Origin of the sequence: Pedobacter soli (assembly GCF_900101435.1) — a bacterium.
Taxonomy (GTDB): domain Bacteria; phylum Bacteroidota; class Bacteroidia; order Sphingobacteriales; family Sphingobacteriaceae; genus Pedobacter; species Pedobacter soli.
The window spans coordinates 349,569-371,595 of the sequence record NZ_FMZH01000002.1; the positions used below are offsets into that span (position 1 = coordinate 349,569).

Genomic DNA, 22,027 nt, shown 5'->3' on the forward strand with positions numbered 1-22,027 from the left:
ATGGATAGTTTATCTTATCTTAACGGCGCAAATGCCGAATATATAGATGCTTTATATCAGTCGTATCAGCAGGATCCTGAATCAGTTGAATTTGGTTGGCAAAAGTTTTTTGAAGGTTTCGATTTTGGAAGAGGATCGGAAGCCACTGCAGTAACCGTAGAAACTCCGGAACAATTTTTAAAAGAGGTTAATGTGCTTAACCTGATTGATGGCTACCGTAGCCGCGGTCACTTATTTACGCATACCAACCCGGTACGCGAAAGACGCAAACATTTACCAACTTTAGAGCTTTCTAATTTCGGTTTATCTGATGCCGATCTGGAAACCGTTTTTAACTCTGGTGTAGAAATTGGTATCGGTGCAGCAAAGCTGAAAGATATTATTGCTGTTTTAAAACAAACTTATGTAGGCTCTATCGGAGCTGAATTTAAATTTTTACGTACACCTGAAGTGTTGAACTGGATTCAGCAAAAAATGGAAAGTGTACGCAATACCCCTAATTTTTCTATCGAGGAGAAAAAACGTATCCTTCAAAAATTAAACGAAGCAGTAAGTTTCGAAAATTTTCTTGGAACCAAGTTTTTAGGTCAGAAACGTTTCTCATTAGAAGGAGCGGAAGCTTTAATCCCTGCATTGGATTCGGTAATTGAAAAAGGTGCAGAACTGGGTATTGAAGAGTTTGTAATTGGTATGGCTCACCGCGGTCGTTTAAACGTGCTGGCCAATATCATGCAAAAAACCTATAAAGATATTTTTGCTGAATTTGAAGGTAAAAGCTACAACCCTGATACCCCTTTTGGTGGCGACGTAAAATACCATTTAGGTTATTCTACCGATGTAACTACCAATGCAGGTAAGAGCGTTCACTTAAGTTTATGCCCAAATCCATCACACTTAGAAACTGTTGATGGCGTGGTAGAAGGCATGAGCCGTTCTAAAATCGACTTTAAATATGGTGGCGACAACAGTCGTTTAGCACCTATTTTGATCCATGGTGATGCTTCGGTTGCCGGACAAGGTATTGTTTACGAAGTAATCCAGATGGCTGGTTTGGAAGGTTATAAAACCGGTGGTACCATTCACCTGGTAATTAATAACCAGATTGGTTTTACCACTAACTATAAAGATGCACGTACCAGTACTTACTGTACGGATATTGCTAAAGTAACTTTATCGCCTGTTTTCCACGTAAATGGCGATGATCCTGAGGCTTTGGTTTATGCCATTAACCTGGCGATGGAATACCGTCAGAAATATAAAAACGACGTTTTCATCGATATCCTTTGCTACCGTCGTTTTGGTCACAATGAGTCTGATGAGCCTAAATTCACGCAGCCTTTATTGTACAAAACCATCGAAAAGCACCCTAACCCAAGAGAAATCTATGTAGAGCAGTTAACCAAAGAAGGTAAGCTTGAAGCAGGGTTGGCAAAAGAAATGGAAAAAGATTTCCGTGGTATTTTGCAGGAGCGCTTAAACGAGGCTAAAGAATTTGTGGCCAGCAATAGCGAAGTGAAATTTGGCGGTGCATGGGCCGATCTGCGGATGGCTACACCTAAAGATTTTGAAGCTTCTCCGGTTACGGCAGTTAAAAAAACAACTTTATTGGAAATTGGTAAACGCATTACCACTTTACCATCAAATAAAAAGTTCTTCAAAAAAATCGAAAAACTATTTGCAGAGCGGACCAAAATGGTTAACGAGACGCATGTTTTCGATTGGGCAATGGGCGAGCAACTGGCTTATGGTACTTTGTTATCAGAAGGTAAACGTGTTCGTTTAAGTGGCCAGGATGTAGAGCGTGGTACTTTCTCTCACCGTCATGCGGTTTTAACCTTAGAAGACAGCGAGGAAGAATATGTACCATTGGCTAATATTTCAGATCAGCAGGCGGCTTTTGATATTTACAACTCGCACTTATCAGAATATGGTGTTTTAGGTTTCGAATATGGTTATGCCATGGCAAACCCTAACGCTTTAACCATCTGGGAAGCACAATTTGGCGATTTCTTTAACGGAGCACAGATTGTTGTCGATCAGTATATCGCAAGTGCCGAAACCAAATGGCAGCGCGAAAACGGTTTGGTAATGTTATTGCCTCACGGTTACGAAGGTCAGGGACCAGAGCACTCATCAGCACGTATTGAGCGTTTTATGGAGCTTTGTGCCGATTATAACATGCAGGTGGTAAACTGTTCTACTCCGGCTAACTTCTTCCATGTTTTACGTCGCCAGTTTAAACGCGATTTCCGTAAACCTTTGGTTGTATTTACACCAAAAAGCTTACTGCGTCACCCGGCTTGCGTTTCTAAATTAGACGAATTTACCGAAGGTGGCTTTAAAGAGGTAATTGATGATGCAAATGCTAAAGTGGCCGATGTTAGCCGCGTGGTATTCTGTAGCGGTAAAATTTACTACGAATTACTGGAGAAACAACAAGCTGATAAATTGAAACATGTTGCACTTGTTCGTGTAGAGCAATTGTATCCAACGCCGGTTGATCAGATGGAAGCCATCCAGAAAAAATACAAAAACGCTAAAGATATTTTCTGGGTACAGGAAGAGCCAGAAAATATGGGTGCATGGCCATACTTGTTCCGCAAGTTGTACAAAACTGCATTGAAAGGTATTGATGTAATTTCGAGAAGAGAAAGCAGCAGTACTGCAACAGGTTTTGCAAAACAACATGCAAACCAGCAAGCTTATATTTTAGCCAAAGCTTTCGAAATTCCGGTAACAGAAGATGTGAAAGATATTGCTAAAAAAGCAACAAAAAAATTAGTTCAAATAGACTAAGTGCTTAGCGTTAAGCGCTGAGTGTTTGATTATTGAAAGTTGATCATTAGAAAGATAATAAAGACATATTTTATATTATGAGTTTAGAGATAAAAGTTCCACCTGTAGGTGAGTCGATAACAGAAGTTGTTTTATCGCGTTGGATAAAAAACGATGGAGATGTTGTTGAAATGGATGAAGTGATTGCTGAATTAGAATCGGATAAAGCTACATTCGAATTAACTGCAGAACAAGCTGGAACTTTAAAAACCATAGCAGCCGAAGGCGATACTTTAGCCATTGGTGCAGTAGTTTGTAAAATTGAAGACGGTGGTGCAGCTCCTGCTAAAGCTGATGCGCCAAAAACTGAAGAAAAAGCAGTTGTTGCTGAAGAAAAAACTGCAGCTCCGGTTGCTGAAAAATCTGGCGAAAGCTATGCTACAGGTACTCCTTCGCCTGCTGCAGGTAAAATCCTTGCCGAAAAAGGTATTGATGCATCTGCTGTAAAAGGTACTGGTGTTGATGGCCGTATTACCAAAGATGATGCTGTAAAAGCAGAAGCTGGTAAAAAAGCTGAGGCACCAAAAGCCACTGCTCCTGTTGCTGCTGCAGCTCCGGCTGGTAGCCGTGGCGAGCGTCGCGAAAAAATGTCGCCATTACGTAGAACTGTTGCAAAACGTTTGGTTGCTGTTAAAAATGAAACCGCTATGTTAACCACCTTTAACGAGGTTAACATGAAACCAATTATGGATTTACGCGGAAAATATAAAGACCAGTTTAAAGAGAAATTTGGTGTTGGTTTAGGTTTTATGAGCTTTTTCACTAAAGCCGTTACCGAAGCTTTAAAAGATTTCCCTGCTGTAAATGGTCGCATTGAAGGCGAAGAATTGGTTTACAATGATTTTGCTGATATTTCTATCGCAGTATCTGCACCAAAAGGTTTGGTTGTTCCGGTAATCCGTAATGCAGAGAGCATGACTTTGGCACAGATTGAGAAATCGGTATTAGAGCTGGCTTTAAAAGCACGCGATAGCAAATTAACTATCGAAGAAATGACTGGCGGAACATTTACCATCACCAACGGTGGCGTATTTGGTTCAATGATGTCGACTCCGATTATCAACGCACCACAATCGGCTATTTTAGGTATGCACAACATTGTTGAGCGTCCGGTTGCCGAAAAAGGTGAAGTGGTAATCCGTCCGATGATGTATGTTGCTTTATCTTACGATCACAGAATTATCGACGGACGTGAGTCAGTTGGTTTCTTAGTTCGTGTGAAACAATTATTAGAAGACCCGGCCAGATTGTTATTAGGCGTTTAATCTCTTACGGAGATTGCTGTCTTAAATAAAAGAAGTCAAGTTTTAATAGCCATTGTGCTATAAAACTTGACTTCTTTTTTTGCTTCAAAAAATAGAATTAACGTTAAATTTTCTAAAATGAGTCTGTCATCCTGAGCTTGTCGAAGGAGCTGGCTAACCATTGAGTGCAGCTTTTCGATAGTTCTCTAAGCTCTTTATTCAAGTAGGATTGGTTCCACCCTGAGTGTTTATAGTTAAGGATTAAAAATCCTGAGTTCAATCCCGACTAACGATTTCGCTATGTAATCCTATTTCGATAATTCCTTAATTGGTTTAATATCCAGTTGTTTAAACTCTACCTCGCTGCCTTCTGCCTGTAAAGCAATCTGTCCGCTACTCGCCGTACAGTTGGTGCCATCATTTACCAATGCACCGTTTACCCAAACTTTAACTTCGTTATTTAAACATTGAATAATCATGGTATTCCATTCGCCAAGTGGTTTTTCACTGCCATCGGTCAGGTTTTTAATGCGACGCAGTTTATCGCCATTTACGCCCCAGTTCTCTTTCGGGCCACGTCTGGCAACCATATCCGGAACCGTAATGTCTTCTTCAATGCACCAGAAATCGCCGGCATCTTTGTGTTGCATTTGCACCTCTAACGATTTTGGAAACATGCCGTACAAAGCCCTTGGGGTTGAGGCGTGTACTAAAACGCCACAGTTGCCGGGTTTGCCTGCAAAACGGTATTGAACGGTTAACTGGTAGTTTTTGTAAGTTTTATCCGTTATTAAGTGTCCACCTGGGGTACCTAAGCTTACCAACATGCCATTACGTACAATAAATGGATTAATAGTATCCGGTTTTTTATCCATCGCCGGTACATCTACATGCCAGCCTTTTAAATCTTTTCCGTTAAAAAGGCTCTTTTGGGCGAGTACAGGTGTGCTAAATGCAATAAACAGGACTAATGCTGCGTATAATTTCATAGGTATATTTGGTTTTGATTATTTCAAATATAAGATTTTAAAGCGATATCCTGTCCGTAGAGTTAAGCGGAGCATATCTACGGGTGGGGAATGGATTTGAGTTTTCAAACTCAATAAATGCGTACGAGTCGAAGACTCTTTTCCATGCTGAAATCCGTAGAGCCCTTCGGAACTTTACAGATAGATTAGGGACTATTAGAGTCTTAAAAGTGCCTCATAAGGATCTCCTTTTAAGCCCAGCAGTTGTGCAAAAGCAGGTTCGGTTTTAATGCCCTTATTCTTCAACCTGATGATTTCCTGCCTGAAAACTTCACCCTTTTCTAATAAAATTTGATGCTCTATAAGCATGTGCCGGAAGGCATTTTGTTGTGTTGCAGGTATGGCCTGACCGAAAATTTCGAACTCAAAACCAGCCATAAAGAAATTAGTTTTGACGGATTGAAACCTTGGATTCTCTGTAATTTTAAATCCTTTCTCGTTTTGGAAAAGATTAGTTAATGTTTTTGCAAATACTGTTTTATCCTGCACGTAGCAGATGATATCCAGATCGCTGCTTTCAATGTCGATGTTAATCGGGATAGTGCCCGCCAGAACCGGAGTGAAGGCCGCCAGTTTTTCCAGGATCTGATGTTCAGTCAAAACCTGGTAAGCTTTCTGTTGCTTCTCGTTTCCCGATTGGAGATAGGAGATGTGGAGAAAGTTGATCATTGCAGCCGGATTTGTTACCAAAGTTAATAAACGTATTGTTAATGCCCGTTGGTGAGACACCAACCGGTAGGAGAGAATATTTTCATAAAAAAGCCCATCTCAGTTAAGAAATGGGCAATGTTTTTTATTGGGTATTGAGTATTCTTCGACAAGCTCAGAATGACAATTGATTTGATTAATCCTCTACAATTTCGCTGTTGATGCTCACATCATCCTTTACATCTTCTTTAAAGTAGTTTTTCTGGAAGATCAGGATCAATATTACCCCAACCGAAATAGCGGCGTCAGCAAGGTTAAAAACAGGTCTGAAGAAAACAAACTCTTCACCACCCCAGATCGGGAACCAGTTCGGGAAATGTCCTTCCGCAATCGGAAAATAAAACATATCTACCACACGGCCATGAAACCAGCTTTCGTAGCCATAAATTTTGCCATAAAAAACCGAATCGATGATGTTACCCAATGCACCCGAAAAAATCAGGGCCACATTTAAAATCAATCCGCGGTGATATTTATGCTTAATTAAATAATGTAAACCATAGCCAATACCACCAACCGCTGCAATGCGGAAAAGCGATAAAGCCAGTTTACCAAACTCGCCGCCAAATTCCATTCCGAAGGCCATTCCGTTATTTTCGGTGAAATGGATGATACACCATTTTCCGATAATGTGGAACTCCTGCCCAAGGTACATGTGTGTTTTTACCCAGGTTTTAATCAGCTGATCGGCCAATAAAACCAAAAAGATAAGTATTAAAGGTTTGGTATAGCCTTTCATTAACCCTGCTTTAATTTAGCTTCCATACTTAAAGTAGCATGAGGTACAGCACGTAAACGTTCTTTCTGGATCAGCTTACCGGTTTCGCGGCAAATACCATAGGTTTTGTTTTCAATACGTACCAGGGCATTTTCCAGGTTATCGATAAACTTTTTCTGACGGGCAGCCAATTGATTGATTTGCTCTTTCTCCATCGTTGCCGAACCGTCTTCCAGTGTTTTGTAAGCACCTGAAGTATCTTCTGTTCCATTGGCATTCGGATTACTTAACGATGCAGTTAATGCATTAAGTTCCTCTTTAGCCATGCGCAATTTATCTTGAATTAATTCTTTAAATTCCTGAAGTTCACTGTCTGAGTAGCGCGTTTTATTACTGTTTTCCATGTTTGTAATTTAGTTTTCTAATATATGGATTTATATTTTAGTTACCGAAATGCTTAACTCAACATCATCAATCACGATTTTGTTTGCATTATTTACAGTATCTGTTAATTCTAGTGTATCAGCTAAGATCTCATCGCAAATGTAAGCCTTGTTGCCGGCCACAGCATTGGCCACCAAGTTATCATTTTGTAGCGAAACTTTAATCCTGTCGGTTACCTCAAAGTTCAGTTCTTTACGTAAATTCTGGATACGGTTAACCAGCTCGCGCGAAATACCTTCCTGTTTCAGCTCTTCCGTAATGGTTACATCAAGGGCTACTGTTAAACTGCCCAGGTTGGTTACCTGCCATCCCGGAATATCTTCAGCAAAAATTTCCACATCATCGTTTAAATCAATGGCATGCTGAATATTGTCACTTCCAAAAACATTAATGTAACCATCAACTTCAAGTCGCTGGATATCATCCTGGGTCATGTTTTCTAAAGCCTCTTTTACGATGCTCATATCCTTACCCACTTTTTTACCTAACGATTTAAAGTTTGGTTTTAGCTTTTTCTTCACAATGCCATGCGTATCGGTAATAAATTCGATGTGCTTCACATTGGTTTCTGAAAGGATATAATCGGCAACTTTTGAGATTTTTTGTTCGAAATCGCCATTTAACGATGGGATTAAGATTTTCTCTAAAGGCTGACGTACATTAATTCCTGATTTTTTACGTAACGATAAAACCATCGAAGAAATATCCTGTGCATAAAGCATTCTTTCGTTTAGGGCATTATCGATCAGACTTTGATCAGCTTCTTTCCATAACGTTAAGTGTACCGATTCTGCTGCCTGTGCATCGGTAACGCTCAGGTTTCTGTATAACCAATCGGCAAAGAATGGTGCCACCGGGCTCATTAACTGGGCCAGGGTTTCTAAACAGGTATAAAGCGTTTCGTAAGCTGCGCGTTTATCTTCGGTCATTTCGCCTTTCCAGAAACGGCGACGGCTTAACCTGATGTACCAGTTACTCAAATGCTCATCAACAAAGGTTTGGATAGCACGGGTAGCTTTGGTTGGCTCGTAAGTATTGTAACTTTCATCAACTTCGCTGATCAGGTTCTGCAATAACGATAAAATCCAACGGTCTAATTCCGTACGGTCTTCAACTTTGCTTAAGTTGTTTTTGTCTATTTCGAATTTATCAATGTTGGCATAAAGTGCAAAGAAAGCATAGGTATTGTAAAGCGTACCGAAGAATTTACGGCGCACTTCATCCAATCCCTCCAGGCTGAATTTCAGGTTATCCCATGGCGATGCATTGCTAATCATGTACCAGCGGGTAGCATCGGCACTGTAAGTTTCGATAGTGCTGAACGGATCAACCGCATTACCCAAACGTTTCGACATTTTATTGCCGTTTTTATCGAGTACCAAACCGTTCGAAACTACATTTTTGAAAGCCACACCCGGATTGCCAACTTTAGCATTTACCGCCTTAATCTCATCGCTGGCTTCGCTTAGCATTACTGCAATGGCATGTAAGGTAAAGAACCAGCCACGGGTTTGGTCAACACCCTCTGCAATAAAATCTGCAGCATAGGCGTTCTCAAACTCTGCTTTGTTTTCGAACGGGAAGTGCCATTGTGCGTAAGGCATGGCACCACTGTCAAACCAAACATCAATAAGGTCGGTTTCGCGGGTCATTTTTTCGCCTTTCGATGAAGTTAAGATCACATCATCCACATAAGGGCGGTGCATATCTTTCAGTTCAAAACCTGCCGGCATAAAACCTGCTTCAATTGATTTGGCAATTTCTGTATTCAGCTCAGCAATAGAGCCAATACATTTCTCTTCCAATCCATCGGCAGTACGCCAGATCGGTAGTGGTGTTCCCCAATAGCGCGAGCGCGATAAGTTCCAGTCAACCAGGTTCTCTAACCAGTTGCCAAAACGGCCTGTTCCGGTCGATTCTGGTTTCCAGTTGATACCTTTGTTCAATTGCACCATTTTATCTTTAACTGCAGTAGTTTTGATAAACCAGCTATCCAGCGGATAATATAATACAGGTTTATCGGTTCTCCAGCAGTGCGGATAAGTGTGCACGTATTTTTCTACCTTAAAGGCTTTATTTTCTTCTTTTAACTGGATAGCGATTTCTACGTCTACTGATTTTTCAGGTGCTTCGCCATCTTTGTAATATTCGTTTTTAACGTATTTACCACCGTAGTTTCCGCCCAATGATGCAATAAATTTACCTTGCAAATCTACCAGTGGCACAGCGTTGCCTTTTTCATCAAGTACCAACATTGGTGGTACTTCTGGTGTAGCAAGTTTAGCTACCCGCGCATCATCTGCACCAAAAGTAGGCGCCGTGTGTACAATACCAGTACCATCTTCTGTGGTAACAAAATCTCCCGAAATTACCCTGAAAGCATTTTCCGGATTTTGGTAAGGCAACGCATAAGGCAATAATTGCTCGTATTTAATGCCCACTAAATCTGCACCCACAAATTCGGCCAGTATGCTGTAAGGGATTTTTTTATCTTCAGCTTTATAGCTCGCAAAAGCTTCGTCGCTTTCGGCTAAAAAGTATTTGCCGGCAAATTGTTTGCCAACCAAAGCTTTAGCCAAAACTACCTGAATCGGCTCGAAAGTATACTGGTTAAAAGTTTTAACCAATACATAGTCAATTTTTGGGCCTACCGTTAATGCCGTGTTACTTGGTAAAGTCCATGGCGTAGTAGTCCAGGCTAAAAAGTGAACTACTCCAAAACCTTTTAAAGCTTCAGGTAAAGTGGCTTCGATGGTTTTAAACTGTGCCACAATTGTGGTGTCGCTTACATCTTTATAAGTGCCCGGTTGGTTTAACTCGTGCGAGCTTAAGCCAGTACCCGCGGCTGGAGAGTAGGGTTGAACAGTATAACCTTTATATAAAAATCCTTTGCTGTAAAGTTGTTTTAAAATCCACCAAAGGGTTTCAATGTATTCGTTTTCGTAGGTGATATACGGATTTTCAAGATCAACCCAATAACCCATTTTCTCGGTCAGGTCGTTCCAAACATCTGTATAACGCATCACCTCGGTACGGCAGGCTTCGTTGTATTCGTCTACGCTGATTTTTTTACCAATATCTTCTTTGGTAATGCCCAGTTTTTTCTCCACAGCAAGCTCAATAGGCAAACCATGCGTATCCCAGCCACCTTTGCGTTTTACCTGGTAGCCTTTTAACGTTTTGTAACGGCAAAAAATATCCTTAATCGCTCGCGCCATTACGTGGTGAATCCCCGGCATGCCATTGGCAGAAGGCGGACCTTCGTAAAAAGTAAACGGATTAGATTTCGGGCGGGATGAAATGCTTTTTTCAAAGATATTTTCCTTTTTCCAGAAATCCAGTATTTCTTGCCCTATTTTGGCAAGTTCCAGTTGTTTAAATTCGCTATACATCAATCAAGTACCTCAAAAAATTAAAGGTTGCAAAGTTAACAGAATTGAGCGGATTTTGGTAGTTTTGATGTAAATACTTTTAATGTGAAATTATTTAATATCGGGCTTGCAATGATGGTGGTGGCCGTAATTGCTTTGCCAATTGTGGCGGTAGTAAACCCCATAAACCGCGATTTTGTACTTTATGCTTTTTATTTCTGCGGCCTGCTCGAACTAATTGGGTTAATCTTTGTTTTAGTACATATCATAAAACTTAAAAAAAGATAATTCATGATCAGGCTCTTAAAGTTACAAAAGGCAGCTTGGGTGCTTGTTTTGGGCATCCTTACGTATATTGCCTATAAGGTTTTAGAAAGTAATGATGTAAGTGGTAGCCGCTATGTGCAAATGCTCTCCGGGGTTTTGGTTATGGTTGGAGCCTTGTGGTTATTATATCCCATTCTTTTTGCCAAAAAGGACAAAGATGGCAATGCCGAAATTATTACCGATCCAACGGTAGAAGTGCCTGTAGATGAGGAAGAGGAAAAGCCCATAAAAGAGTAAGCTGTTTACACTTCCTGTCAATTTTACTATCATCTTTAGAAAAGCAAAGCCTGCATTTCATTTTAACGTTAGCCCTGCTGTTCGTTACAAGTCCTCGTTGCACTGCGGGCTTTTCACTGCCATCAGGTTTAATTCACTTTAGCCTGTGCTGTAAACCTAATGCGGTACCTTTCAACCGCCAAAATTTTTTAAAACCGCTCATTATTCCCGCTTTTAGTGGCGCACTCATTCGCTGTCGTGTCATCGTTTAGGGATATCGTATGGATAGCTGTCAACTATTTTTTATTTTTGAATATGAACAGTTTCATCCCCTTGTTTAAAGTGCGTAATATGCGTGCAGCGATTCAGTTTTATACAGAAGTGCTGGATTTTCGCATGACCTGGCCGGATGATACGACAGATTCGCCGGTAGTCGATCTCGGTCACGAAAACATGGAACTGCAAATTACCACTTACGAAAGCGACGGCCTGTTTGGTTCTGTTGTTTATGTATATGTTCAGGACGTAGACGTTTTATTTGCCAAATTTGTGAGCCGCGGTTTAAAAGTTAAAACCGGATCACCTGTGCACCAGGGACCAGTAGATCAAACCTGGGGCCGGAGAGAATTTTATGTGACCGATCCAGATGGCAATACACTGCGTTATTGTCAAAATATAGCCTAATTGCAAACTTTTAACCTGGCCTTATCAAATTATTTGCACCATTATGAAAGAAAAATCATTTTTTTTAAAAAAACTAAAAGCCACGTAGGGGTAAAATCCTTTTGAGTTGTATTAGCTCTAAAAAACAGAGAAAATATGATTCCAGCATTAGTAATTTGGCTGTGTAAGAAATACATCCTGCCAAGGTTAAACAAAAAAAGTGGTTTAAGCAGTGTCTCCCTGTCAACTAAATCTGCCACTGTGGTGGTAGTGTTGCTCGCCCTAAATTTTTCTGCATTTGCGCACAAGCTTACCCAGGTTTACAACATCAAACGAAATGGCGAGGTAATAGGTAAACTTGCATTCAATCAAAATACTGATGGCGAAAGTACTTACCTCAAAATTACTTCTCAGGTAAGCACCCGTTTTGTGTTCAAAATCGATGTGCAGACCGAAGATCTGGCGCATTTTAAAAACGGCCGATTAATCTCCTCAGAAGTAAGCCGCCTGGTTAATGGCAAAGCCAAAGAATGCAAGAAAACCATTTTCCAAAACAATGGCTACCAGTTACAATCAGGCAATAAATTTAACAGCTTTAATCAGGCTATTGCCTATAACATGATGCTGCTTTATACTACCGAGCCTGTTGCTATCAGTCAGGTCTATTCAGATAATTTTCAGTGTTTTTTGCACATCAAAAAACAGGCAGCACATCAATACCGGGTTAATTTGCCCGATGGTAACTATAACGATTATTATTTCGAAAATGGAATTTGTAAGCTGGTGGTCGTTAATCATTCATTGTACACCATCAAAATGGAGTTGGTTTAATATGGAAGCCATTAATCATAAATATCTCAGGGTTTTAGTAACCGGAGCTTCGGGTTTTATCGGGCGTAAACTTTGCCTTAGCCTTGCCGAAACGGGCCATGATGTAGTAGCACTTTGTCGCGATACCGAACATCCTTTCCTAATCAGGCACCGCAACATCCATTTTGTAAAAGGTGATATTTTAGAGGTTAAAAGTTTAGCAAAAGCGATGAAAGGTTGCGCCCAGGTTTATCATACCGCGGCCATGGCCAAAATGTGGTGTAAAAACGAAACCGATTTTTACGATGTAAATGTAACCGGTACCGCCAATGTTTTAAGTTGTGCATTAAAATCGGGGGTCGACCGCGTAGTGCATACCTCAACTTGTGGGGTTTGGGGTCCAACGCTTAACCTTCCGGTTTCCGAAAACGATCCGCGGGCGGTAGGTTTTCCCATTAGCTACGAGCGTACCAAATACCTGGCAGAGCTCGAAGTAAAAGCCTTTGTACAGAAAGGGCTTGATGTGGTTATTGTAAATCCTTCTCGGGTATATGGCGATGGACCAATAACCGATAGCAATACCGTGAGTAAAATGGTTACCGGGTATATTGGCGGCACCTGGCATTTTATTCCGGGCGATGGAAAAGCCATTGCCAATTATGCCTTTGTAGACGATGTGGTTGAAGGGCATATTGCGGCTATGCAACATGGCCGAAATGGCGAAAGGTATATTTTGGGAGGCGAAGATGTTTCTTTTAATGGCTTTTTTAATACGCTGAAGCAAATCACCGGAAAAAAACGCAGTCTGTATAAAATCCCGGTAAGTATCATTAAAGCTTACAGCATGCTCGAGTTTTTAAAAAACAGGTTGTTTAAGCTAACGCCATTTTTCCTCCCCGAATTTGCCGATCGTTTAAAGTGTAATCAACAATATTGCAGCAATAAGGCCATTGCCGAGTTAAACTATCGTATTACACCTTTTGCGGTTGGTTTAGGCAAAACAGTGAACCATTTTCAACGTAATTAAAGATAGATGAAAAGAATGCATGCAGCTAATTTGGAATTTAAATCCGTGTTTATCTGTGCAATCTGTGGCTAAAAAATGCTTGTGGTCGATACAATCGACATGCCCAGTCATCCTCGTTATTCTAAAGGAATCACTTTGTGACAAACGAGGACGGGTGAGAAGAAAACAATAAGAAAATAAAATGAAACAACTAACAGCTTTAATTACAGGTGCAAGTGAAGGTTTAGGAAAATCTTTTGCCATTGAGTGGGCACAACGCGGACTTAACCTGGTGCTGGTTGCTTTGCCAAACAGTGGGTTAGATTATCTGGCCAATTACCTCAGGGTTAATTTTAACGCTAAGGTTTTTTGTATCGAAATAGACCTGACCGAAAGTACTTCAGCCAATCAAATATTTGAGCAACTGAAGGTGATGGAGATAGAAATTAATGTGCTAATTAACAATGCAGGGCTGGGTAACTGGTCGTGGTTTGAAGATAAAAACACCGATTTTTACCGCACCCAAATTGAGCTGAACATTACCAATACCGTTTTGCTTACCCGCTTGTTTTTAAACCACATTGATAAGGCTAAAGCCAGCTATATTTTAAATGTAGGGAGTTTGGGCGGCCATTTTATTGTGCCTAAAAAACAGGTTTATGGGGCAACCAAGTCGTTTATCGGCTATTTTACACGCTGCCTGCAGCTCGAACTCAGTGGTACCAATGTGCACATCAGTTTGCTTAGTCCCGGAGGGATTAATACCAAGCCCGAACTGCTGGTAATGAACCATACATTGAAAGGTTTTGCCAAAGCCACCATTTTGGAGGCCGATTATGTAGCTAAAACTGCAATTGATGGGATGTTTAAAGGTAAAAAGGAAATTATCCCTGGTTTTGCCAACCGTTTTCTGGTGCTGCTGGATAAAATAATCCCCACCTTTTTAAAAGAAATTATAATAAGGCGTAAATTGAGGACGATTTTAACAGCATAGGATGTAAAATATTAACCACAGATAAAAAGGATGAACACAGATGAAGGTCTATCTTTTGTTTTCATAAGATTGACTTATGCTGACTTATTATCTGTGGTAAAAGAAACGAAAAACATTAATAACAGGCTTGGAAAGTAACGATACACATCTTATTGGATTAATCAAAAGCGGCAACAAGCAGGCTTTCGACGAAGCATTTTTAATACATTTTAAAAGCCTGCACGCCTATGCTTTTACCATGGTTAAAGATCGCGATGATGCCGAAGAGATTGTGCAAAATGTGTTTGTGCGCATCTGGACCCGTCGTGAACAGCTTAAAACAGATGGCTTTTTAAAATCGTTCCTTTATCGGGCTGTACACAACGAAAGCTTAAATTATTTAAAACATCAAAAAGTAAGATCGAATTTCAATGTACATTATGCCGATGCTGTAAAAAACGAGATGGGAAACTTAAATACTGAAATTACAGTAACTGAACTGGAGAAAAATATCCATTCAGCAATTAACGATCTGCCAGAGAAATGCCGTCATGTATTTCAGCTGAGTAGGTTCGAGCAAATGAAATATCAGGAAATTGCTGCTGCCCTTAACATTTCGGTTAAAACGGTCGAAAATCAGATGGGAAAAGCGCTAAAGATTTTAAGGCACCGGGTAATCGATTTTCTGATCCTCATTTTTATTCTTTTAAAATAAACGTATGGATAAAAATTTTACACCTATAAATGAAGATTTGCTTGCAAAATACCTGCTTGGCGAGGCTACTGTGCCCGAAAGTGAGCAGGTAGAGTTATGGGCAAAATCTTCTCCCGAAAACCTTAAACAATTAACGGATTTCAGGACCATACTGGAAAAAAGCAAACTGCAGCATGATTCAGGGATTGATGCGCAGGATGCTTTAGCCAGATTAAACCTGCGTTTGGAAAAAGAAACTAAAGCCAAAATGTGGGCTTACAAAAACGTGCTGCGTTGGGTAGCAGTTATCGCAATTGTTTTTGCGGCCGGCTTGTTTGCTTATCAAAATCTGGTGGCTAACAAATTAGCGGTAACCAGCAATGCAATGGCACTAACCCAGCAACTGCCAGATGGTTCTACAGTGATTCTGAATAAACAATCCTCTGTGTCGTTTGTAGGCGGCTTTTTTAATAAAACCCGGCAGGTAAAACTTAAGGGTGAGGCTTTTTTTAAAGTGAGTGCCAACAAAGCAAAACCCTTTATTATTGATGTTAATCAGGTGCAGATAACAGTTGTGGGCACAGCATTTAATGTAAAAAGCAATAACAACGAAACGGTGGTGATTGTAGAAAGCGGCATTGTTAAAGTGAATAACCGACAGGATAGTGTGCGCTTAACTGCGGGTGAGAAAGTAGCCGTTACCCAAAATCAAACCAAATTGTTTAAAGGCGAAAACCAGGGTAAACTTTATAACTATTATTACTCTGGCGAGCTGGTTTGCGATGGAACCCCACTCAGCGAGCTGGTTCCGGTGCTTAACGAAAAATTTAAAACCAATATTGTTATTACGAATCCGGCAATCAAAACTTTACCGATTAGCACCACCTTTAAAAATGAAAAGTTAACCGAGATCTTAGAGGTGGTGGCTCAAACCTTAAAAATTAAAGTCGAATATGGTCAGGGAATTATTAAACTGAAATAAACCATGCGCATAATAGTCAGACTGATTTGTTTTTTGTTGTTGTGGTTTAGTTTTTCTGCTCAGGCGCAGTCGCTTTTAGCCAGGAATATTTCGCTTAATATCGAAAAGCAACAACTGGGTAAGGTACTGAGCATGATTGAAACGCAGGGGGCATTCCGTTTCTCTTACAACAGCAATATATTGCCAACCGATAGTCTGGTTAGCATTCACGATAATAATTTAAACATCGCTGAGGCGCTCGATAAAATCTTAAATCACCGGTTCGAATACCGCCAGGCCGGCAATTTCATTATCATCAGGTACGCGCCCATGGAGCTGGTGTTGCTCGTTAACGAATCGGTAGGTAATACAGATTTGTATACTATTACCGGCCAAATTGTTGATAAACAATTGCACAAGCCCATTGCCGATGCCAGTATTTACGAAAAGAACCTGCTGGTTTCCGAAATTTCGGATGGCAACGGGTATTTTTCCATGCGTTTAAAAAATATTAGCCAGCCCATTTCTTTAACGGTTAGTAAAGAGAATTATAAATCAACCGTTACCCATTTTCTGGCAGAGGTTAATGTAGTTCATACCAAAGGCCAGGTTAGTGAGCGTTTTATTAGCGGTAATTTGGATGAAGTCGAAAAAACCTGGTTAGGCAATGCCTTGGTAACTACCGGGCAAAAAATCCAGTCGATTAATATTGGTGGCTTTATTGCTAAAGCACCTTTTCAGTTTGCCTTGCTTCCGGGCTTAAACTCTCATGGCTCCTTAAGCGGGCAAGTGGTTAATAAATTTTCTTTCAATGCCATTGGTGCCTATAGCGCTGGTGTTGATGGTGGCGAAATTGGTTTAATTTTCAATATTGATAAGAGCGATGTACGATACTTTCAGTTTGCCGGTGCTTTTAACCTGGTTGGTGGTAATGTTCACGGCGCTCAAATAGCCGGTTTTTTTAATCAGGTAATTGGCGGAGTAGAAGCTGCACAGGTTGCACTTGGTTATAATTATATAGGTAAAAGTTTTGAAGGCTTTCAGGTTGGTGGCATTTACAACCACATTGGCAATGATTTTAATGGTATGCAGGTCTCTTTAGGCTTGAATACTATTGGCAGAAGGCTGAATGGTTTTCAGGTTGGGGCATTTAACCTCATTGCTGAAAAACAAGAGGGACTTCAGGTTGGAGTTGCAGCAAATCTGGTTAGAGGTAAATCCAGAGGGATGCAAATTGCGGGTATTGCCAATTTAAATCAGCAATCAGAAGGGGTGAGTGTTGCCGTATTGGGTAATTACACCGCAAGTACAGCCAGGGGCTTGCAAACCGGAGTAATTAATTATGCCGGGAAACTTAAGGGAGTCCAATTGGGTATTATTAATATTTCGGGGCAGAACGATGGTTACTCCATTGGTTTAATTAATGTTGCCCTAAACGGCTACCATAAATTGAGCCTGGGTACAAACGAAAGTACGCCCTACAATGTGGCTTATAAAGGAGGTAGCAAAAACCTGTACAATATGTTAATGTTTGGAATGAATAGTAAAGCAGGCGAGAAAGTATATACTGCAGGTTTAGGCTTTGGAAAAGAAATTGGTCTTTTCGGTAAGTTTTCCTTAAACCCCGAAATCAGCAGCCAATATGTTTATCAGGGTAGTTGGGATTACCTTAACCTGCTCAATAAATTCGAATTGCCATTAAATATCCGTATAAATAAATGGCTGGCCATACAAGGTGGTCCTTCGGTAAATATGTATTACACCAAACAAAATACGGCTATTAGTAATTTTGGTTTATTACAGCAAAAACATCAGGATTTTTCTTTTAAAAATCCGCGCCTTACCGGCTGGATTGGCTGGAATGTGGGGCTGGTAATTTTGTAAATTCACAGACCTATAAGGTTTTTAAAACCTTATAGGTCTCAAATTCAGATTTCAAAATCTACAAATTTTTCTTTTTGATGAAATAATATAAACTCTTCTATGCCTCCAAACCAGTCAAAAACAGCATTTCGTTCAAGCTTTGTGTTTTTATTGACAGAAATTATTGAATTATAAGAAGAGTATTCCCAGTCTGCTGCGGACTTACAGAAGCCGTGATGAACCGGGTTCTGGTGGATATAGTTAATTATTCTGGAGAAATAAAATTCGTCATTAATCGCTTTTCTCCGGGTGAAATCCAAAAATAAAGCACCTCTTCTATTATGCTGCTTGTTAAAGGCTTTTGCGTAACTATTTAAGAAATTACTGAGTTGTTGCATAATGAATTTATGGAAGTAAAACTCATCATCGTTGTTTCTGGCCAATCGTCTAATTTCTTCCTCATTCTTCACCTGTATCAAGAAGTGAAAATGATTAGGCATTAAACAATAGCTAAAGGTCTTAGCTATTGGAGAGATGTATTTATTATACCTGTTTAGGAAAAAAATAAAATTATCATGTATCCTAAATAAATTTTCGTCTCCTACAGCATGGTTATAAATATGGTAAAAATTGTCGGGATGAAATTTGTCAAAATATTTCATAGCAATTTTTATATAAATGTAATAATCCTATAAGGTTTTTAAAACCTTATAGGATTTAAGATCAATTAATGATCAAATTCACTCGCATTCTTTGCGCTTTCTTCATCAGAAATTACTTTTCTTACTTTCTTTTTATCTAACCATAATACTAAAGCAGGTAATAAGGTGAGGTTAAAAATCAGCGCCACTAAAAGTGTTATTGATAGGAGTAGACCCAATACTACTGTTCCGCCGAAAGTTGAAGCAGTGAAGATACCAAAGCCAAAGAATAAGATTAAGGCAATATGCGTCATACTTACACCGGTTTCGGTAATCGTATCGGTAATTACTTTAGGCACACTGAAATTGGTCAGGTTAAGCTCTTGCTGGTACCGGGTAAGGAAATAAATGGTTTGATCGGAGGCCAGACCAAAGGCAATCGTAAAAATTAGAATGGTTGAAGGTTTTAATGAAATACCAAAATAGCCCATAATACCAGCGGTAATAATCAAGGGCACAATGTTGGGCAACAACGAAATAAACATAATGCCCAAACTTTTAAACTGAGCCAGCCTTAATAGCGAAATCAGCACTATGGCAAGGGCAATACTTTCTACCAGATGCTCTAACATGTAATCGGTACCTTTAGAAAAAATGATACTTGAACCGGTTAGTTCTACTTCAAATTTCGCCGGAGGCAAAATGCTGTCAATCCTTGGCTTCAGTTCGGCCATAATTGCATCAAGGCGTTTCGAACCCACATCAGCCATCTGGAAACTGATTCTGGTGCTTTGGTTGCCTTTGCTGATAAAATTGGTTAATAAACTTGCGTTGCCTTTTCCTCCGTTGGCAATATAGGCCAGAATAAAGTTCTTCTCGAGATTGTCAGGCAAACGGAAAAAGGTAGAATCGTTATTGTAAAAAGCCTGTGTAGCATATTTTAAGCCCATGTTTACCGAAATTGAACGAGAAAATTCCGGATAGGCTGAAATCATTTTCTCCAGCTTTTCTATTCTTTTCAGGTTGGTTAGGTTGAAAACACCATTCTTTTTCCTGGTATCTACGCTTACCTCAAGTGGTAAAATCCCTTCGAAGTTTTTCTCAAAGAATTTTAAATCGGTTAAAATTTCCGAGTTTTTGGGTAAATCGTCAACCACATAGCCATTAACGTTAATTTTCATTACTCCTATGAAGGCGATGATCGAAATCACAATCGTTCCGATGTAAATTAAACTGCTTTTTTGCTGTACCAGTGCATCGGTTTTAACCAGTAATTTGTGTAGAAAGCCTTCTTCAACATGGGTTTGTGCTTTCAGCTTAGGTGCCGGCAGGTAGCTGAAAATAATCGGAATTAAACACAGGCACATTAACCAGGTTACCATTACGTTGATGGATGCCACACTGCCAAACTGCATCAATAGCTCGCTGCCGGTAAAATACAATACGCCGAAACCAATGGCTGCGGTAATGTTAGCGATTAAAGTGGTAATGGCAATCCGCTCAATAGTTACGCTTAAAGCCAGTTGTTTGTCGCCATGTTTTCTCAGTTCGTTCTGGTATTTGTTTAACAATAAGATGCTGTTTGGAATACCAATAATTACAATAAGTGGTGGAATAAGTCCTGTTAAAATGGTCAGTTCAAAACCAAACAACACCAGTGTGCCGATACTCCAGATTACACCCATTACTACAACCAAAATCGGGAAGAAAACAGCGTAGAATTTCTTAAAGAAAAACAGTAAAATTAATGCCGAAACTAAAATCGATAAACCTAAAAACAACACAAACTCGTTGCTGACCAATTTACTCACCGCAGTACGGATATAAGGTAAGCCCGAAATATGCACCTGTATTTTAGTCTTACTCTGGAAAGCTTTGGCTTTGGCCTCAATTTCTTTTAAAATCGGATTGCGCGCAGCGGTATTTAATATTTTAGTATCGAAAGTAATGGCCATTAAAGTGGCATTCTGGCGGTTGTACACCAGTCCCTCAAAAAAAGGATTGTTATAAATGGTGTTTTTAATCGAGTCCATCTCCGTATCTGTTTTAACCAAGCCACCTGGTATTGGTTTTAAAACAAATTTTTGGTTCACGGTATCCTTCTCCAGTTGGAAAATCCTTCCTGATGATAATACCTGCTTAATACCTTTTAATTTCTGGATACTGTTAGAGAGTTCTACCCACTGGTTGTAAACTTCTTTCTTGAAAATATCTGGCGATTGTATCCCCACAACCATCACACTGCCATCTTCTCCAAAGGTTTTTTTGAAGGCATTGTATTTAATAAATGCACTGTCGGTTACGGGTAAAATTTTACTTCCTGTATAAGAGAGTTTTACGTTTTTGGCCTGATAAGCCATAAAAATGGTTCCGAGAACGAAAAATAGAATGATTGCGATACGGTTCTGAAGAATAAATCTCGATAGCTTAACCCACATGTGCAGCTTTTTTTAATGATAATATTAACGGCAAAACTAATCTTATTTGTAAAACGTGATTACTTTTTGCACAATTAAATTTGCACAAATAACATACTTTTGAAAAAAATGTTTTAAACGCATGTTGCATAAAGTTAGAGGTATTGTTTTAAAGACCACCAATTACAGCGAAAGCAGTGTGATTGTGCAGGTACTTACCGATAAATTTGGCATGCAGTCTTACCTGATAAATGGGGTTAAAAAGCCAAAAGCTAAGATTAAGATGAACATGCTCCAATCGCTCCATTTGTTAGATATGGTGGTGTACCATAAGGCCAATACCAACATTCAGCGAGTAGCTGAAGTGCGGCAAACGCCAGTGTTTAAAAGCATTCCTTACGATATGGTAAAAACCAGTATCGTTATTTTTCTTAACGAGGTATTGTATAAAAGTATCAGGCAACAATCAGCTGATGAAGACCTGTTCGATTATATTTTCAATTCGGTAGCCTGGTTTGATGAAGTGGAAGAAATCAGCCCGAATTTTCACCTGTCTTTTTTACTAAAACTGACCCGTTTTTTGGGTTTTGCACCAAACGAAAAAAGAAGAACCGACCAGATTTATTTCGATTTGCAGGAGGGAGAGTTCTTTTCGCGGGTGCCTATTCATGCCAATTACCTGCAATTAGACGATGCTTTACAGTTTACTTCACTTTTTAATACACCACTCGAAAAAAATTCTGAAATAAAATTAACCAATAGTCAGCGCAGGTTTTTGTTAGATAAGATATTGGTTTTCTATACCTTACATACAGCTTCGTTTGGTACAGTTCAGTCGCATAAAATCCTCGAAACTTTGCTGAGCTGAAAAAAAAGAAAAAAAGATTTGCAGAACAGTTTTATAGCGCTATATTTGCATTCCCAAACGGAGAGTTGGGCATTAAATTGACAAAATAACAAAAGGGAAATTAGCTCAGCTGGTTCAGAGCACCTCGTTTACACCGAGGGGGTCGGGGGTTCGAACCCCTCATTTCCCACTAAAGCCTTTCAGGAAACTGGAAGGCTTTTTTTGTGGCTAAATTTTTGGATTTAATTGCAAGGCTCACTT

19 protein-coding genes and 1 tRNA gene are annotated in these 22,027 nt (G+C 39.8%); 13 read left to right on the forward strand and 7 right to left on the reverse strand.

The window, feature by feature from the left end:
- Together BLR37_RS05405 and odhB are read left to right on the forward strand one after the other, a co-directional pair.
- On the forward strand, positions 1-2,796 hold the full coding sequence (locus BLR37_RS05405; RefSeq protein ID WP_090765604.1) for a 2-oxoglutarate dehydrogenase E1 component: 2,796 nt from the start codon (positions 1-3) through the stop codon (positions 2,794-2,796).
- 77 nt (positions 2,797-2,873) lie between these two features.
- On the forward strand, positions 2,874-4,100 hold the full coding sequence (odhB, locus tag BLR37_RS05410; RefSeq protein ID WP_090765608.1) for a 2-oxoglutarate dehydrogenase complex dihydrolipoyllysine-residue succinyltransferase: 1,227 nt from the start codon (positions 2,874-2,876) through the stop codon (positions 4,098-4,100).
- Between the two features lie 287 nt (positions 4,101-4,387).
- Here the strand turns inward: odhB and BLR37_RS05415 are convergent, their stop codons facing one another.
- From BLR37_RS05415 to ileS, 5 genes are all read right to left on the reverse strand, one after another.
- Positions 4,388-5,068, reverse strand: coding sequence for a 3-keto-disaccharide hydrolase (locus tag BLR37_RS05415; RefSeq protein ID WP_090765611.1), 681 nt, complete (start codon positions 5,066-5,068; stop codon positions 4,388-4,390).
- Positions 5,069-5,263: 195 nt separating this feature from the next.
- On the reverse strand, positions 5,264-5,776 hold the full coding sequence (locus BLR37_RS05420) for a DUF4269 domain-containing protein (RefSeq protein WP_090765613.1): 513 nt from the start codon (positions 5,774-5,776) through the stop codon (positions 5,264-5,266).
- 175 nt (positions 5,777-5,951) lie between these two features.
- The gene (locus BLR37_RS05425; protein ID WP_090765616.1) at positions 5,952-6,554 is read right to left on the reverse strand and encodes a lipoprotein signal peptidase; all 603 of its coding nucleotides are present in this window, start codon (positions 6,552-6,554) and stop codon (positions 5,952-5,954) included.
- Entirely contained in the window at positions 6,554-6,937 is a 384-nt protein-coding gene (locus tag BLR37_RS05430) for a TraR/DksA family transcriptional regulator (protein ID WP_039481375.1), read from the reverse strand. The genes BLR37_RS05425 and BLR37_RS05430 overlap by 1 nt, the downstream gene beginning before the upstream one ends.
- A gap of 30 nt (positions 6,938-6,967) precedes the next feature.
- Complete coding sequence (ileS, locus tag BLR37_RS05435; protein ID WP_090765619.1) at positions 6,968-10,369, reverse strand: isoleucine--tRNA ligase; 3,402 nt, start codon at positions 10,367-10,369, stop codon at positions 6,968-6,970.
- 84 nt (positions 10,370-10,453) lie between these two features.
- On the opposite strand from ileS, the gene BLR37_RS25080 reads away from it, so the two are divergent.
- From BLR37_RS25080 to BLR37_RS05475, 9 genes are all read left to right on the forward strand, one after another.
- The gene (locus tag BLR37_RS25080; RefSeq protein WP_143009536.1) at positions 10,454-10,636 is read left to right on the forward strand and encodes a hypothetical protein; all 183 of its coding nucleotides are present in this window, start codon (positions 10,454-10,456) and stop codon (positions 10,634-10,636) included.
- Between the two features lie 3 nt (positions 10,637-10,639).
- On the forward strand, positions 10,640-10,912 hold the full coding sequence (locus BLR37_RS05440; RefSeq protein WP_208599604.1) for an isoleucyl-tRNA synthetase: 273 nt from the start codon (positions 10,640-10,642) through the stop codon (positions 10,910-10,912).
- A 294-nt stretch (positions 10,913-11,206) separates the two neighbouring features.
- Positions 11,207-11,575: a glyoxalase superfamily protein gene (locus BLR37_RS05445; protein WP_090765622.1), complete on the forward strand. Its 369-nt coding sequence runs from the start codon at positions 11,207-11,209 to the stop codon at positions 11,573-11,575.
- A 135-nt stretch (positions 11,576-11,710) separates the two neighbouring features.
- Complete coding sequence (locus BLR37_RS05450) at positions 11,711-12,385, forward strand: DUF6134 family protein (RefSeq protein ID WP_090765625.1); 675 nt, start codon at positions 11,711-11,713, stop codon at positions 12,383-12,385.
- 1 nt (position 12,386) lies between these two features.
- Positions 12,387-13,391, forward strand: a complete 1,005-nt coding sequence (locus tag BLR37_RS05455; protein ID WP_167356553.1) for an NAD-dependent epimerase/dehydratase family protein — start codon at positions 12,387-12,389, stop codon at positions 13,389-13,391.
- 181 nt (positions 13,392-13,572) lie between these two features.
- Positions 13,573-14,364 (forward strand): SDR family NAD(P)-dependent oxidoreductase, encoded by a 792-nt coding sequence (locus tag BLR37_RS05460; RefSeq protein ID WP_090765632.1) that lies wholly within the window; start codon positions 13,573-13,575, stop codon positions 14,362-14,364.
- Positions 14,365-14,491: 127 nt separating this feature from the next.
- The gene (locus BLR37_RS05465) at positions 14,492-15,058 is read left to right on the forward strand and encodes an RNA polymerase sigma-70 factor (protein ID WP_208599605.1); all 567 of its coding nucleotides are present in this window, start codon (positions 14,492-14,494) and stop codon (positions 15,056-15,058) included.
- Between the two features lie 4 nt (positions 15,059-15,062).
- Positions 15,063-16,019 carry a FecR family protein gene (locus tag BLR37_RS05470; RefSeq protein ID WP_090765635.1) on the forward strand — a complete coding sequence of 319 codons (957 nt, stop codon included), beginning with the start codon at positions 15,063-15,065 and terminating at the stop codon, positions 16,017-16,019.
- Positions 16,020-16,022: 3 nt separating this feature from the next.
- Positions 16,023-17,882, forward strand: a complete 1,860-nt coding sequence (locus BLR37_RS05475; RefSeq protein WP_143009537.1) for an STN and carboxypeptidase regulatory-like domain-containing protein — start codon at positions 16,023-16,025, stop codon at positions 17,880-17,882.
- Between the two features lie 44 nt (positions 17,883-17,926).
- Here the strand turns inward: BLR37_RS05475 and BLR37_RS05480 are convergent, their stop codons facing one another.
- Positions 17,927-18,523, reverse strand: a complete 597-nt coding sequence (locus BLR37_RS05480; protein WP_090765640.1) for a hypothetical protein — start codon at positions 18,521-18,523, stop codon at positions 17,927-17,929.
- A 65-nt stretch (positions 18,524-18,588) separates the two neighbouring features.
- The gene (locus BLR37_RS05485; protein WP_244154602.1) at positions 18,589-20,940 is read right to left on the reverse strand and encodes an efflux RND transporter permease subunit; all 2,352 of its coding nucleotides are present in this window, start codon (positions 20,938-20,940) and stop codon (positions 18,589-18,591) included.
- A gap of 121 nt (positions 20,941-21,061) precedes the next feature.
- Between BLR37_RS05485 and recO the strand changes: the two genes are divergently transcribed.
- Complete coding sequence (gene recO, locus BLR37_RS05490) at positions 21,062-21,787, forward strand: DNA repair protein RecO (protein ID WP_090765642.1); 726 nt, start codon at positions 21,062-21,064, stop codon at positions 21,785-21,787.
- Positions 21,788-21,881: 94 nt separating this feature from the next.
- Positions 21,882-21,956, forward strand: a tRNA-Val gene (locus tag BLR37_RS05495).
- The last annotated feature ends 71 nt before the right edge of the window (positions 21,957-22,027 follow it).

Coding starts and splice junctions, on each gene's coding strand:
- BLR37_RS05405 (WP_090765604.1), top strand. CDS start 1: ATGGATAGTTTATCTTATCTTAACGGCGCAAATGCCGAATATATAGAT.
- BLR37_RS05450 (WP_090765625.1), top strand. CDS start 11,711: ATGATTCCAGCATTAGTAATTTGGCTGTGTAAGAAATACATCCTGCCA.
- ileS (WP_090765619.1), bottom strand. CDS start 10,369: ATGTATAGCGAATTTAAACAACTGGAACTTGCCAAAATAGGGCAAGAA.
- odhB (WP_090765608.1), top strand. CDS start 2,874: ATGAGTTTAGAGATAAAAGTTCCACCTGTAGGTGAGTCGATAACAGAA.
- BLR37_RS05460 (WP_090765632.1), top strand. CDS start 13,573: ATGAAACAACTAACAGCTTTAATTACAGGTGCAAGTGAAGGTTTAGGA.
- BLR37_RS05455 (WP_167356553.1), top strand. CDS start 12,387: ATGGAAGCCATTAATCATAAATATCTCAGGGTTTTAGTAACCGGAGCT.
- BLR37_RS05425 (WP_090765616.1), bottom strand. CDS start 6,554: ATGAAAGGCTATACCAAACCTTTAATACTTATCTTTTTGGTTTTATTG.
- BLR37_RS05440 (WP_208599604.1), top strand. CDS start 10,640: ATGATCAGGCTCTTAAAGTTACAAAAGGCAGCTTGGGTGCTTGTTTTG.
- BLR37_RS05430 (WP_039481375.1), bottom strand. CDS start 6,937: ATGGAAAACAGTAATAAAACGCGCTACTCAGACAGTGAACTTCAGGAA.
- BLR37_RS05415 (WP_090765611.1), bottom strand. CDS start 5,068: ATGAAATTATACGCAGCATTAGTCCTGTTTATTGCATTTAGCACACCT.
- BLR37_RS05470 (WP_090765635.1), top strand. CDS start 15,063: ATGGATAAAAATTTTACACCTATAAATGAAGATTTGCTTGCAAAATAC.
- BLR37_RS05445 (WP_090765622.1), top strand. CDS start 11,207: ATGAACAGTTTCATCCCCTTGTTTAAAGTGCGTAATATGCGTGCAGCG.
- BLR37_RS05480 (WP_090765640.1), bottom strand. CDS start 18,523: ATGAAATATTTTGACAAATTTCATCCCGACAATTTTTACCATATTTAT.
- recO (WP_090765642.1), top strand. CDS start 21,062: ATGTTGCATAAAGTTAGAGGTATTGTTTTAAAGACCACCAATTACAGC.
- BLR37_RS05475 (WP_143009537.1), top strand. CDS start 16,023: ATGCGCATAATAGTCAGACTGATTTGTTTTTTGTTGTTGTGGTTTAGT.
- BLR37_RS05420 (WP_090765613.1), bottom strand. CDS start 5,776: ATGATCAACTTTCTCCACATCTCCTATCTCCAATCGGGAAACGAGAAG.
- BLR37_RS05485 (WP_244154602.1), bottom strand. CDS start 20,940: ATGTGGGTTAAGCTATCGAGATTTATTCTTCAGAACCGTATCGCAATC.